Origin of the sequence: Wolbachia endosymbiont of Brugia pahangi (assembly GCF_012030695.1) — a bacterium.
Lineage (GTDB): Bacteria > Pseudomonadota > Alphaproteobacteria > Rickettsiales > Anaplasmataceae > Wolbachia.
Window position 1 is genome coordinate 548,332 of sequence record NZ_CP050521.1, and the last position, 13,338, is coordinate 561,669.

Consider the following 13,338-nt stretch of genomic DNA (forward strand, 5'->3'; position numbering starts at 1 on the left):
CTAGTGACCCAGGCATCGGCACGTTGTCAAGAATTTTTATTTAGCTTAACTGCACTTTTTGCTTTATCCAATAATCCATTGATGAAACCAATTTCGCTTGGTTTATCAAGTAAATCAGATGCAATGTTAGTATATTCATTAATAACAACTGGAGCTGGTGTATCACAATTAGCTAACTCACATACTGCAACACGTAAAATAGATAAGCTTACAAGGTTTAACCGCAAAAGAGACCAGCTTGGATGTAAATAATACTCTATTATTTTATCATATTCTCCACCGCTCCTTATAACTTTATATAACAGTTTTTCTAAGAATTGATAATCAAATTCTTCGCATTCAAAAATATCTGCTAACTTACCTACATAGTTCCTAAGCCCACAGTTTTCCAACTCAAAAGTGCTTTTGTCGTAACCCATAAAAATATTTGAGTAAGCAACTTGCACAGCAAGAAATCTTGCTGCACTTCTTTTTATACGCCACTTTTTCTCTACAGGTTCCTCCTCCATTATCTTAATTTATTATATAAATCTATCATATGCAAAACAGCTGAGGCTGTACGGCCGCCGATGTTCTTTTTATCTTTATCAGCCCTTACTAGAGCTTTGTCTTTGCTATCAGCAGTGATTACACCCATACCAAGAGGTACTGTGTTATGCATAACAACTTCGTTTAAGCCCTTGATTACTCCTTTACAAATGTATTGATAATGATCCGTCTCACCACGAATTACACACCCAAGAGCCAAATAACCATCGTAATTAAAGTGCTTGCTTTTGACTGCAAAAAGAATTGCTGCTGGTATTTCAAATGCACCAGGAACCTCAATTACATTGTAACTAGCATTGCTGCCTTTTAATTTATCGGTTGCACCTTCAAGCAAGAGATTTGCTATTTCGGTATAATAAATTGAATTAACTATTAGTATTTTCGACATTTATTCCTAACTTTCTTGTTAAAAACAACTTTATTAATGATTGCTGAATTAAAGTTATGACATTACTAAATATCCAATATATTACCAAACCTGCAGGAAAAGAAGAGAAAATGAAGATGGAAATGTAAGGAAAAAACTTCATAACATTTGCTTGAATATCATCCTTGTTAGTCTGACCTTTTTCACCGATCCTCTGCTGAATTATCATGGTAATACCTAAAATTATAGGCAAGATACCTATAGAAATAGGGAAATTGTAATTAAATAACCCAAATAATGTAAAAATATTCGTTGGATCAGAGGTTGAAAGATCCTTAATCCATAAACAAAAAGGAGCATGTCTCATTTCTATGGTAACAAATAATACTTTGTATAAAGCAAAAAATACCGGTATTTGTACTAGTATAGGAAGAATGCTTGACATTGGGTTCACATTGTTTTTTTTAAACAATGCAATTGTTTCCTTATGTTGCTTTAAGCTATCATTTTTATATAACTCTTTTATACGAGCTACCTCAGGCTGCAAGCTTTTCATTTTGAACATTGAAACATATGATCTATTGGATAAAGGAAGCATCAAAAGTTTAATTACTAAAGTTAGCAACAATATTGCTAAGCCAAAATTCTTTAAAACGAAGTTAAAATATTCAAGCAGTAAAAACACTGGCTTGGTTATAAAATAAAGAACACCAAAATCTACAGCTTTATCAAATAAAGGTATGTTGAGGGTGCTTTTATAGTAATCTAGTAAATTCAACTTTTTTGCTCCAGCAAAAAAGTAATTTACATTAGAAGCACTAGTACCAGGAAGTATATTCTTGTAAGGTTTGACAAAATCTACTTGAAATTTATCAACATTGTTAGCATTCGTATGCTTAATACTTACATTTGTTTTATCAAATTTTTCAGGTATGATAGCTGTAAGCCAGTATTTATCGGCAAAACCAAACCAGTTTTTTTTACTTGTACTTGCTTTTATTAAATGTTTCTTGGCAACATTTTTATATGTCCACTCCTCTAGTTTGTTATCAAATGCACCTAGTATCCCCTCATGTGATATCCAATAAGACTCGTTAATATTATCACGCTTACGGTTAATTTTACCATAAGGAACCAAAACTACATTATCCTTTGTGTTATTTTCAACAATTTGCTCAACTTTAAACATGTAGCTATCATCAAGGCTAACTTTCATCCTAAATACAATACCATTTTCATTGTTCCAAAATAAATTGACTGCCTTTTGGTTAGTTAGTTCAGTTTTTTCTGCTTGCCAGAATGTCTTGGAATCTGGAACTTTGGTTTTACCACTTGGATCGAGCCACCCAAATTCTGCAAAATATACATCTTTTGATTCTGCAGGTGACAGCAACACTACTTGTGGGGAAGAAGGATCTGGTTCTAAGCAGTAATTAGTTAAAATTAAGTCATCAAACCTCGCACCTTTTAAAGAAATCGACCCTTTAACCATATTATTGGTCAAATTAATCCTTTGTTCTCGAGTAGAATTAATAATTTCGGAACGGCTTTGGTGTATTACAGGAGCAAGATCGTTAAAAGATTCTATGTGTTCAATATTTTCAATTGATGGGTGATCTTGTTCTGCATTGAGAAAGTTATCGTAAATAATGCGCCAAGATACTATAATTAATATAGAAAGAATAGCTGCCAAAATTAGATTTCTTGCTTCTGACATAAAACTTAAGCTGAATGTATCTCCTTAAAGTGTATACTAAATATTGTACCAAAACAATAAAATTTACTTATTTTTAATAATAACTTTTAACGCTAATCTTTAAAATTTATTTTAATGGTTTCAAATTTTAACAGTAGGCTGCTCTCTGTCATCCAGTTAGCTTGATATTAGGATATATGTTCTTTTTTTTTAAATTCCAACGTCATGAGTTGAAATGACTTCAGGAAATGTATTATTAACTTTTTGTTCAAATAGTGGTTATTTAAGGTCTGATATGAACGCGGTGAAAAATCTAGTTATTTGGCTACTAATAATAGTCATTACTGCAATGTTTATTGATTCACAAAAGGACAGACTAAGAAACAGATTTCTCAGCACTTTTCTACCATATAGAGGAAGAATTCAAGATAGCAGAAGTGTTGAATTTACAAAATCATATGATGGACACTTTTATATTCAAGCTCAAGTTAATGGTCATAACATAACGTTTTTGCTAGATACCGGTGCAACCGATATTGTTCTATCGCAAAAAGATGCATTATATGCTGGTATTAAGTTGCAAGATATTCAGGATTTTAAAATATATGAAACTGCAAAAGGTCAAATAAGAGCTGGAGTGGTTCAGATACCTCAAATTAAAATAGGAAATTTTTTGATTAATGATGTACAAGCCAGCGTTAACACCCATTCTATGCCTCATTCACTGCTTGGAATGAGTTTTTTAAAATATTTTCATTTTACTATAAGAGGTAATAAGCTGATATTATACTGCAATTCTACTTATTAAGACTTTACAGGTTAATATAGGAGCAGAGATAAATATTGCAGAACAAGTGCCAATTAAAATACCAAAAAAGATGATCAAGCTAAAGTCCCTGACTGTATCTGTACAAATTAATGTCAAAGGAATAGTAGCAAGAAGGGTTGTACCTGAGGTTAAGACAGTGCGAAACAATGTAACATTAATACTTGCATCTACTATATCACTCATCTGCCTATTTTTACCACTCTTTTGATATTCTCGAATCCGATCGTATATAACTACTGAATTATTGATTGAATAACCAATCACAGTAAGGAGAGCTGCAACCGATGAAATATTAAATTTAATACCAGTCAGGCTGACAAAACCAACAGTTAAAATTACGTCATGAATTAGTGCTATTGTTCCACCAAATCCACATTGCCAATTAAATCTAAACCAAACATAAAAAAATATTCCAACAATTGCAATAAACATGGACAAGATTCCTTCAAGTATCTGTGTTGAACTTATTCGTGGGCCAATATAGTCTATTTTACGGTAGTTTATTGAGCTACCCAGCTTTTCTTCCAGTACACTTTTGATCTTCTTAATTTTACCTTCATTTCCTTCCTCTCTAAAATACATGACTAAATTATTACCAGCCTTTGAACTCTGTATCGTAAAACCATTTTCTTTCAATATATTAAGGACAGCATGGTCTTCGCTTGAAGATTTTATTTCCATCAAAATTCCACCTGTGAAGTCTATGCCTAAATTCACTCCACGTAACACGACAATAAAAAGCGAAAAAATGACAAGAATAATGCTAATTAATGCAGTCAATTTTCTATATTTACTAAATTTAATATTGAGATTGTCTGGAATGAGCCTAACTGCCATATTCTTTACTCAAACTTGAATTTTATATACTTTTCAAAAGATTCACTAGTTTATTCCGTGGTTGGATCATACTCAATTTTGTTTCTTTACAGTTAAACACTTCAAGTCATGCAATTCTATCAGTTGATAAGCCAGTTATTTGGGAGATAATGTTAACAGAAATTCCTGCTTTAAACAGATTCTTGGCTATTTCTATTATCTCTACTTTTCTACTACTTTTTTTACTAAGCTGGGCAGATTTAATTAACAAATAAAATATCTTACGTAATTTTTGATCACTAATCTTTTTATAATTTCTTACTAGATTTAATATTTCTTCTCCTTTGTCTTTAAGCCAATCTTTTGGCACTCTTTGTATAGGGATTAGATCCATAATACTTACTGACAATATCTCTGCTATGTCATATAACCTTTCAATTGGTATTCTGCGCTTTCCTTTCTCATGTTGAATTATTATTCCAGTATTTTACCACGATCTTTTTTGCTAAATCCTTCTGAGTATATCCTCGCTCCAATATTTCACTCTTTGTCCTACTTTGTAGCCTAAAGAATCAGAATGCTTCTTATCATCGCTATCATTAGAGTTGCTCATATTGCTCTCTTATATAAATAAATATATACCTTACCATAAGATTTTATAATAGTCTATTATTTTTCATAACCTTTTTTTACTTATTTATAAGATAGCTATCTATAGTAATAACTATATGAAATTTTTGTTGTAAGCTTTTATAAGATGCCTATCTTTCTCAATGAAATTTAATATAACCAAGAGCTAATACCTACAGCAACTTCTGCTCCTGTTATGGATTTATGTCGTTTGTAACTCTGTACTTCCATAATTTAATCTCCATTATAAATAGGTCTCTTGCATAATTTGAACTAAAGGCTTGACATTACGTTGCGTGCTCTTGAATTGCTTCAGCTACAAATATTTAAGAAATCCACCAAGTAAGAAAAAGACAAAAGAAGCCCTAGTTAATATCTATTTAAAAACACTAGCGTTTTTTTATGTTTTAAATACTTAATAATCGCGACTTAGTTGTTTTTTATTGCAACTAACCTTTAGTCATAAATGTTTTAGAAATTTACTAGGCAAAAAAAAGGCAAAAGATATATTGTGGTAGATAGTATTTACTCTCTAATCCTGCAAGTTAGCATATTATACTGTCCTAAACGCTTTATAAGCGAGTTTCAACTTATATAGGTAAAAAATTAGAAATATTGTGAAGACATAAGGTACATATAGTGCAAAAAATTAAACATAAGATGCTAACTATATAATACTTTGTCATTATCTAGGTGAAATTCCTAATTTTTATTAGTGAGCACATTAACTATGAAACAGTCTATATTGCCATCGAAGATGGAATTTATGTTACCCACTTCATATCCGGTCCTTAAATCCTTTACCATTTGATACGGATGCATAACGTATGACCTGATTTGATTGCCCCAACCTATGCCGCATTTTTTGCCATACTCTTCAGCCATTTTCTGCTCTTTTTTTTCCAGTTCAATTTGGTATAAACGCCCTTTAAGTAATTTCAATGCCTCATTTTTATTCTGATGCTGGGAACGGTTATTTTGGCACTGAACTATAACACCTGTTGGAATGTGTGTAACACGCACCGCACTTTCAGTTTTGTTCACGTGCTGGCCGCCTGCCCCTGAAGCGCGGTAAGTGTCAATCTTTAGAGTTCCCTCATCCACAGCAATATCAATTGAATCCTCTATCACTGGAGTCACTCCTATGCTTACAAAACTGGTATGACGTTTACTGTTTGCGTCAAATGGTGATATTCTAACAAGTCTGTGAATGCCACTTTCGCTTTTTGCCCATCCATATGCCTTCTCTCCAATGATTTTTATTATTGCAGATTTTATACCAATTGAGTCTCCTTCTAACTTTTCTACAACTTCAACTTTAAAATTGTGATAAATCTCTGCCCACCTTATATACATGCGCATCAACATTTCAGCCCAATCATTGCTCTCTGTTCCACCAGCTCCTGAGTGTATTTCTAAGAAGCAATCATTATTATCCGCTTCATCAGTAAATAAGAAATCTGTTTCTTTACGCTTGATTAATTTCTCCAGTTTTACTAATTCATTTTCAACTTCAGAGAAAAACTCTTCATCGTTTTCATCAATAGCGGATTTCATTAAACTGATAGCATCATTATAATCACTTTCTAGCTTTGAAAACGACTCTACATCATTCTTAATTTTAGAATATTCTTTTAAAACTTCTTGTGCCTTTTGGTTGTCTTGCCATAGGTTACCATCCGCAGTCTGAGACTCCAACTTTTCGAGGCGCAATTTTAGTTTTTCTACGTCAAAGACACCTCCTGATAACAGAAATACTTTTATCTAAGTTCTGAAAATACTCAAGGATCTCTAGATAGGTTTTCATTATGCTTTAGATTTTAATATATTTATTATTAACAGCAATAACAGTACACAAAATAGAAATTTAACCATATAATAGTTAATTTAAAACAATCTTATTATACTCTAATGTTTAAAGGAATCAAGCATATACGTTTGTTAGAAAATAAGGTAAAATAATGAGTGTTGAGACAAAATTCCACTATGATTTAGATAAAAAGGCTATTGATAGCTTGGTAGAGTCACTCAATAATCAGAAATTAGAAAACATTCATAATATTATAAAAACAATAGATAGCGTTCAGCTAGCCTATTTTTTATCCACCTCAATCAGTGATCACAGAGAGCAGTTAGTTAGTGTCCTCGATCAATATTCATTAAGTAATGCTCTAGTGCATGTAGTACCAGACTTACAAGTGGAGATCATAGAAACATTGGGAATAGAAAATGCGGCAAAGTTACTGACACTCCTCGATGTGGAAGATATAGTAGCCATAGTGAAAGATTTGGACAGAAAATCCATAGAAAATATACTTAAATACCTGCCCAACGAAACTCAAAAATCAGTAGAGGAATTATTATCGTACCCAGAAGAAAGTGCAGGAAGATTGATACATAAAGACATGGTTATAGCTCCATATTATTGGACGATAAACCAATTAACAGAATTTTTGCGCAGTTATAAAAAAATACCAGAAAAATTTCATCAGATCTTTATTATTGACTCAAAATTAGAGCCTATAGGTAGTGTTAATTTGAACAAGGTAATATCTCACTCAGGAGAAACAATAATAAAAGAGATAATGAGTCAAGACATAAAGATTATTAAAACCGGAGTAGATCAAGAGGAAGTAGCAAGGGTATTTAAAGATTATTCTCTATTGTCAGCTCCAGTAGTAAATAAGCGTGGTAAAATCATTGGTGTGATCTTGATTGAAGATGTAATAAAAGTTGTTCAACAAGAAACAGAAGAAGATGTACTCAAAATAAGTGGTGTGTCGTCTAAAGCCGATATAAATGCTCCTATACATAAAACTATAATTCAAAGGCTACCTTGGTTATTATTTAATCTCTTAGCTGCAACAATATGTTCTGTAGTAGTTGGCTTCTTCGATGATATAATAAAAAGTTTTGTAGTGCTACCAATAGTTATGCCAATAATTACATCAATGAGTGGAAACGCTGGATCCCAAACAGTAACGCTAACCATTAGGGCAATTGCAACAAAATATTTGACTGAACAAAATGCAAACAGAATACTGATAAAAGAATTTTTCATAGGTCTTATAAATGGGATAATTTTATCTACTATTTCATTAATGGTATTGGCAATAAGATTTCATAGTTTCAAAGTGGAGATAATTTTTGTGGCTTCCATGGTTATGATGTCAATCATTGCAACGTTTATCGGAACTTTCATTCCTATAATGCTTCACCGTTTAAAATCTGATCCTGCAGTTTCTTCTTCAATTCTAACATCAGCAACAACTGATATTCTTTCAGCTTTTATATTTCTCGGTTTAGCTACACTCTTTTTATTAAATAGCTAAAAAGATTGCGCTATAAAAATCCTGCTTCAACTTTCGTGTTTCTTTCACACCTAGCCCTTTAAAGGATTACAGTATTTTTTCCAATGAATTATCAACCGTTAAGAGAAAATTAAGGCTTTTCAGTTTGATCTTTTTATTATAATAACTATAGGTTTATGTTCTTGATTAAAAATGATGTTTAGAAGCTTTCTCTTAATTTTTGTATTTACAGTACTTATCCCTCTGTCAAATGCTGATGCGAGGAAATATGTTAGAATTGTTGGGTCTTCAACCGTTTTTCCTTTTATCTCATTTATAGCTGAGGACTTTAATCGTATATTCTCCTTTAAGACTCCGGTTGTAGAATCAATAGGAAGCGGGCCGGGATTTAAAATGTTTTGTTCAGGAATAGGAGAAAATACACCAGATATTGCCACTTCATCTCGTCCTGTAAAAGAGGCAGAAATAGAGCTATGTAAAAGGAACAAAGTTAATGAAGTGGTAGAGGTCATTATTGGCTATGATGGAATTGTCGTTGCAAATTCGAATCAAAGCCATAAATTTGATTTTACAAAAAAGGATTTATTTGAAACTTTATCTGCATATTCTCAAGATAATGGTAAGCTAGTAAAAAATAACAAGAAGTTTTGGTCTGATGTAAATCAAACCTTACCAAAAACGGGAATTGAAATTTATGGTCCACATCAGAATACAGGCACATACGAAACTTTGGTTAATTTTGTTATGACTGATCAATACTCATGCATGAATTCAAGAATTTTTAAAGAAAGTTATAAGGATCCAGAAGAAAGAAAGAAAGCATGCAGTAATATAAGAGATGATGGAAGGTATATAGAAGTTGGAATCAATGAGAACATAGTAATACAAAAATTGAAAAGTAACAAGAATGCCTTAGGAATATTTAGTTTCAGCTTTTTAATGAGGAACCAAGATAAGATACAAGGGAGCACGATTGCAGGAATTGAGCCAACTTATGAAAATATATCATCAGGAAAATATATATTAGCAAGGCCTCTATATCTTTACATAAAGAAAGAACACTTAAATACAGTTGATGGACTAAGAGAATTCATTAGAGAAGTTATAGATTCAATCAGTACTGAAGGTGGGTACCTATCTAGGCTCGGTCTGATTCCACTTTCGAATGAAGATATAAAGAGAGTTTTAGCAAAAGTTCATGATATAGTGTAATACCTTTTGTTCTAGAAAATCAATCAGCACCTGTAAACTTTGTGTTCAATTGCATTTATTGTTAAGATACTCCTATTACTGCTTAGCTTAACAATGGTTATTCCTGCTATTACTAATAAGTATCTGGGTTACTAATGGAAAAACTTCTGGCTAGGTTTATAACTACTTGCCATCTGGCGCAAAATTTTTATTTTATTAGGTGATTTAAGTAGATTGTATGAAATGCTGGTAGTTTTGCGATTACCAACTGTACCTAGACTGCTTTCTCTCTGTTTGGAGCTACTCTATTTTATCTTGATAATCTGAGCAGCTATGCCGGTTCATTGTTTGAAACGATATCTGGTATTACAACTACAGGAGCAACTGTATTTAATAATGTTGATAGGCAATTTCGTCCTAATTACTATAGGAATTGCGTTTTTTCCTATATTTAAAGTTCTGAGCCTAAACAATCTACTCTATTCTGAATACTTAAAAATGCTATAAAGAGAAGGTTATGAACACACGCAAAGTGTAAGTGATTCATGCTATACGGCAATATATTATTGGCTTAATTTTACTATGTCTGCTATGTTAACTGGTAGATTTGCTAATTATAACTATTCCATAGGATACTATAACGATCCCTTACTAGAAGTCATAACAATTATTTTTATAATCTTGGATTATCTATCCCTTTCTAAGCTATTTAAAGATCATAAGGCAGTTAGACATTTGTCATGACGAACAGGTTTCCTATTTTATTGAATAGCTATTGTTTCATCTTTGTTCACTTGCTCTTGGTTATATAAAAATGTTGATTTAGAAGTATCATTATCATTTAGATGCAGCACATTTACCATCACCTCTTTATTACATAAACTGGCTATACAACTTGTAATTATATAGGTTAGGGCTTTATTTTAGTCTTAGTTTTTTTCTAACCTTTGTTGGTAGACGCAGCCTCTCTGCCCCAGTAGCATAAAAATCTTCCGTTTGATCGTTTTTCTAAGGTCTATAGAAAACCAGTTTCGCCTTTTATTAAACCATGACTATAAGCGATATAGTAAAATTTGATGGTAAAACCCTAGAAAGTGATGAGGTTCACTCTTTCTTTACATTTTTTACAATTTATATATTAATATTCACTATTTTATCAGTAGTGATGTCTTACTTAAGTAATACAGACTTTATAACCAGCATTAGCTCAGCCTATACAACACTCACAAACTCTGGCCCAGAATTCAGTAACTTAATAGGATATTCAGGTAATTATTCTTTTTTTAGCGGAGGAGTGAAACTATCTCTGTCGTTTTTAATGCTGCTTGGCAGACTTAAAATACTGCCTATTTACTTTCGTGTAGGCAACTTGCTTTTATTTGACAGAGAAGATTAGCTGACTAGCATCGAGTTTTTTTAAGCCATAGAAGCAAAGCTACAAAAAAAGCTACTTTCTATGCTCAACAAATCAGTTTGCTTATATGAATAAGCAAACTTTCTTGGATTCCAGTGTCTGCACACTGGGATGACAAAAAAGAGGCTACTTAGATGACAAAGAAAGGATACAAGGATGGTAAAAAAGGGGCACTGAGATTGTGACAGGAGGGAATGCTGGAATGGTACCTGACGATTTGAAAATCGTCATACAGTCGAGCCGTAAAAAGCTGTTAGGTCTATAGTTTACATTTAAATTTTATTTTATATTATTGTAAGTATTATACAACTTTAGGGAGCAGTTATGGCAGTGATGTCTGATAAATGGATAAGGGAAAAAGCTGAAAGCTTTGGAATGATAGAGCCCTTTGTGGATCATAAAAGCAGTAAGGGTGTCATGTCTTTTGGACTATCATCTTACGGGTATGATGCAAGAGTAGATAATAAATTTAAGATTTTTACTAATGTTAATTCAGCTGTAGTTGATCCTAAGGACTTTTCTAAGAACAGTTTTATAGATAAGGAAACAGATGTGTGCATAATTCCACCGAATAGCTTCGCACTTGCAAGTACAGTAGAATATTTTCGCATACCAAGGGATGTACTGGCTATTTGTGTTGGTAAATCAACTTATGCGAGGTGCGGGATTATAGTAAACGTTACTCCCTTGGAACCTGGATGGAAAGGTCATGTTACACTTGAATTCTCGAACACTACTCCGCTTCCTGCAAAAATTTATGCCAATGAAGGAGCATGCCAATTTGTGTTTTTAAGTGGTGAAAGTGAGTGTGAAAAATCATACGACGATATAAAAGGAAAGTATATGAACCAACATGGTATTACCTTACCGTTGGTGAAATAATGACTTTTATTGTTTAGAAAAGTTTGATATTACTTCATTGTACTGAAGATTATAAAGATGTGCTCTTACTAATTCATTACATTCTTTATCGCCTAAAACTGCACGTGCAGGGTGATTTTTAAACGACTCTACATAGTCTGAAAAGAACCTTGTAGAAGGAGCACTACTTAAAGCTTTTGCAACTTCTTCTTTCTCTTTATTGGAAAGTTGATTAAATAATTCTTCGCCCTTTGTTTGCAACTCATCTTCAAATTCCTGTTTTATATTGTCCTTATTTACTCTTTGCAAGAAGGAAAACTCTTCAAAGATATATAAGGAAGAGACGATGCTATTGAAAGTCCCAGTGAAGCATGCACTTGAACCATGATCACCATACACCCCGTATTCCGTTTGCGATTCTATTAGATGCTGAACTAGTTGGTATTTTCTCTGGAGCATTCGTGTATCAATATCTATGTTAGAACCAGCACTTTTTTTACCTTTGTCATTACAAGCTTTCCAAACCAAATTTAAAACTTGCTTTAATGTTAACCCACTTCCACTATGTATATCAGGATTATTTTGTATACGTTCCAAGCATTCAAGTGCATGTTTTTTCTCATCTTCTTTAAGTTGATATTTATCTGCAGCTTTTTCTGTGTCATTTGTTATACACTTTAGTTTATTAATAAAATTTTCTATTTCTTTTGTAAATCCGTCTTCAATATCAGGTTCACCATAGTTTTCCTTTAGCTTTTTAATATTAATATTTATTGCATCGTTTATGTCGGTATTATGTGTTGTTTGTGGGACGTGTATTATTTCTTCAAATGCTGCAGCTCTTTGCTCTAGCCATTCTGGCAATTTGCCTCCTGCAAGGCAATATAGTTTACGCAATATTGTAACAATCACAAAAAGTACTAGAAGAGAAATAACAAATACTATAACAGATGCTATGATTAGACCAACAGCTAGCCACCTTACAGGAGCTAGCAAAACTTTTTTTACTTTTGATGGTTCTTGTGTATTGGCTATTGCGTTTACTCTTGCTGGCATACTAGTTAAGTTAATAATCAATATATTTTATATATTGATCTTCTTTCGTCTCGTCAAGCCAAATTTTTACTTTGCACTTTCCCGTTTCTAAAGTCTCTAATCATTAGAGGAACAAAAAAGTTTCGATTTTTTGAGCTGAGCAAAGCCATTTAAGTTATAGAATGAATCAGGAAGAGTGAGTGTATAAAAAATATATAACCCTTTAGTGTTCTTGTAACTTCAATATTGGTTATTTATAAATGCCTTGCCTATGTCCTACTGAAACAACAGTTGCTTTATGTTCTGCAGTGTTTACGCGGTAGACGATGCGATAATTTTTAACTACTACTTTCCTTACGTTTGCTGGAGTAAAGCTGGAATATCTTTTTTGAGGGCACGCTTAGTACATTTAACTCAGTAGGGCTTTTCTCCAGGCTTTTTCATTAATCTCTATTTCCTCCTCACCATCACATTCCTCAATAATTTTAGACAATCCAATATTTTCTATCTCCTCAAGTGCTTGCTAGCCATTTTAGGTAGTAGTAAAAAATATTCTTCGCTTAGCACTTTAAATGTGATATTTTATTCATTAGTTGAAAATTTTAAATTCTTTCAATTAATCTTATCTCTGAATTCTCT

At 32.5% G+C, this 13,338-nt stretch carries 13 protein-coding genes; 5 read left to right on the forward strand and 8 right to left on the reverse strand.

Annotated elements, in window-relative coordinates; genetic code table 11:
* Window positions 1-26: 26 nt before the first annotated feature.
* Genes nusB through yidC form a run of 3 tightly spaced genes read right to left on the reverse strand, consistent with a single transcriptional unit; the run spans window position 27 to window position 2,633 of the window.
* A complete protein-coding gene (gene nusB / locus WBP_RS02625) occupies window positions 27-509 on the reverse strand; it encodes a transcription antitermination factor NusB (protein ID WP_011256391.1) in 483 nt (160 codons plus the stop codon).
* Window positions 509-937, reverse strand: a complete 429-nt coding sequence (locus WBP_RS02630; protein ID WP_011256390.1) for a 6,7-dimethyl-8-ribityllumazine synthase — start codon at window positions 935-937, stop codon at window positions 509-511. Before WBP_RS02630 ends, nusB begins: the two co-directional genes overlap by 1 nt.
* Window positions 915-2,633: a membrane protein insertase YidC gene (gene yidC, locus WBP_RS02635; protein WP_167895972.1), complete on the reverse strand. Its 1,719-nt coding sequence runs from the start codon at window positions 2,631-2,633 to the stop codon at window positions 915-917. Before yidC ends, WBP_RS02630 begins: the two co-directional genes overlap by 23 nt.
* Before the next feature lie 274 nt (window positions 2,634-2,907).
* On the opposite strand from yidC, the gene WBP_RS02640 reads away from it, so the two are divergent.
* Entirely contained in the window at window positions 2,908-3,420 is a 513-nt protein-coding gene (locus WBP_RS02640; RefSeq protein ID WP_041571541.1) for a TIGR02281 family clan AA aspartic protease, read from the forward strand.
* Here the strand turns inward: WBP_RS02640 and secF are convergent.
* From secF to prfB, 3 genes are all read right to left on the reverse strand, one after another.
* The gene (secF, locus tag WBP_RS02645) at window positions 3,397-4,278 is read right to left on the reverse strand and encodes a protein translocase subunit SecF (RefSeq protein WP_167895973.1); all 882 of its coding nucleotides are present in this window, start codon (window positions 4,276-4,278) and stop codon (window positions 3,397-3,399) included. The genes WBP_RS02640 and secF overlap by 24 nt on opposite strands.
* A gap of 106 nt (window positions 4,279-4,384) precedes the next feature.
* Entirely contained in the window at window positions 4,385-4,666 is a 282-nt protein-coding gene (locus WBP_RS02650; RefSeq protein ID WP_167895974.1) for a hypothetical protein, read from the reverse strand.
* Window positions 4,667-5,589: 923 nt separating this feature from the next.
* Window positions 5,590-6,694, reverse strand: a protein-coding gene (gene prfB, locus WBP_RS02655; RefSeq protein WP_167895975.1) for a peptide chain release factor 2 whose coding sequence is annotated in 2 segments (ribosomal slippage) — window positions 5,590-6,618 and window positions 6,620-6,694 — 1,104 coding nt in all. Because the reading frame shifts where the segments join, the coding sequence is not laid out codon by codon here.
* A gap of 154 nt (window positions 6,695-6,848) precedes the next feature.
* Between prfB and mgtE the strand changes: the two genes are divergently transcribed.
* The 4 genes from mgtE to dcd all read left to right on the forward strand — a co-directional run bounded on the left by mgtE (window position 6,849) and on the right by dcd (window position 11,685).
* Entirely contained in the window at window positions 6,849-8,219 is a 1,371-nt protein-coding gene (gene mgtE, locus WBP_RS02660) for a magnesium transporter (RefSeq protein ID WP_011256493.1), read from the forward strand.
* A gap of 174 nt (window positions 8,220-8,393) precedes the next feature.
* Window positions 8,394-9,410: a substrate-binding domain-containing protein gene (locus WBP_RS02665; RefSeq protein WP_011256492.1), complete on the forward strand. Its 1,017-nt coding sequence runs from the start codon at window positions 8,394-8,396 to the stop codon at window positions 9,408-9,410.
* A gap of 1,027 nt (window positions 9,411-10,437) precedes the next feature.
* Window positions 10,438-10,785: a potassium transporter TrkG gene (locus WBP_RS05690; RefSeq protein ID WP_246165842.1), complete on the forward strand. Its 348-nt coding sequence runs from the start codon at window positions 10,438-10,440 to the stop codon at window positions 10,783-10,785.
* A gap of 342 nt (window positions 10,786-11,127) precedes the next feature.
* Window positions 11,128-11,685: a dCTP deaminase gene (gene dcd / locus WBP_RS02675; protein ID WP_167895976.1), complete on the forward strand. Its 558-nt coding sequence runs from the start codon at window positions 11,128-11,130 to the stop codon at window positions 11,683-11,685.
* 6 nt (window positions 11,686-11,691) lie between these two features.
* Here the strand turns inward: dcd and WBP_RS02680 are convergent, their stop codons facing one another.
* Together WBP_RS02680 and WBP_RS06220 are read right to left on the reverse strand one after the other, a co-directional pair.
* Window positions 11,692-12,720 carry a hypothetical protein gene (locus WBP_RS02680; RefSeq protein ID WP_011256490.1) on the reverse strand — a complete coding sequence of 343 codons (1,029 nt, stop codon included), beginning with the start codon at window positions 12,718-12,720 and terminating at the stop codon, window positions 11,692-11,694.
* A 229-nt stretch (window positions 12,721-12,949) separates the two neighbouring features.
* Window positions 12,950-13,027 carry a hypothetical protein gene (locus tag WBP_RS06220; RefSeq protein ID WP_225416160.1) on the reverse strand — a complete coding sequence of 26 codons (78 nt, stop codon included), beginning with the start codon at window positions 13,025-13,027 and terminating at the stop codon, window positions 12,950-12,952.
* Between the last annotated feature and the right edge of the window lie 311 nt (window positions 13,028-13,338).

Excerpts from the sequence above, each read along its gene's own strand:
- WBP_RS02630 (WP_011256390.1), bottom strand. The coding sequence starts at position 937 with ATGTCGAAAATACTAATAGTTAATTCAATTTATTATACCGAAATAGCA.
- WBP_RS02640 (WP_041571541.1), top strand. The coding sequence starts at position 2,908 with ATGAACGCGGTGAAAAATCTAGTTATTTGGCTACTAATAATAGTCATT.
- WBP_RS05690 (WP_246165842.1), top strand. The coding sequence starts at position 10,438 with ATGACTATAAGCGATATAGTAAAATTTGATGGTAAAACCCTAGAAAGT.
- WBP_RS02665 (WP_011256492.1), top strand. The coding sequence starts at position 8,394 with ATGTTTAGAAGCTTTCTCTTAATTTTTGTATTTACAGTACTTATCCCT.
- yidC (WP_167895972.1), bottom strand. The coding sequence starts at position 2,633 with ATGTCAGAAGCAAGAAATCTAATTTTGGCAGCTATTCTTTCTATATTA.
- dcd (WP_167895976.1), top strand. The coding sequence starts at position 11,128 with ATGGCAGTGATGTCTGATAAATGGATAAGGGAAAAAGCTGAAAGCTTT.
- secF (WP_167895973.1), bottom strand. The coding sequence starts at position 4,278 with ATGGCAGTTAGGCTCATTCCAGACAATCTCAATATTAAATTTAGTAAA.
- nusB (WP_011256391.1), bottom strand. The coding sequence starts at position 509 with ATGGAGGAGGAACCTGTAGAGAAAAAGTGGCGTATAAAAAGAAGTGCA.
- WBP_RS02680 (WP_011256490.1), bottom strand. The coding sequence starts at position 12,720 with ATGCCAGCAAGAGTAAACGCAATAGCCAATACACAAGAACCATCAAAA.
- mgtE (WP_011256493.1), top strand. The coding sequence starts at position 6,849 with ATGAGTGTTGAGACAAAATTCCACTATGATTTAGATAAAAAGGCTATT.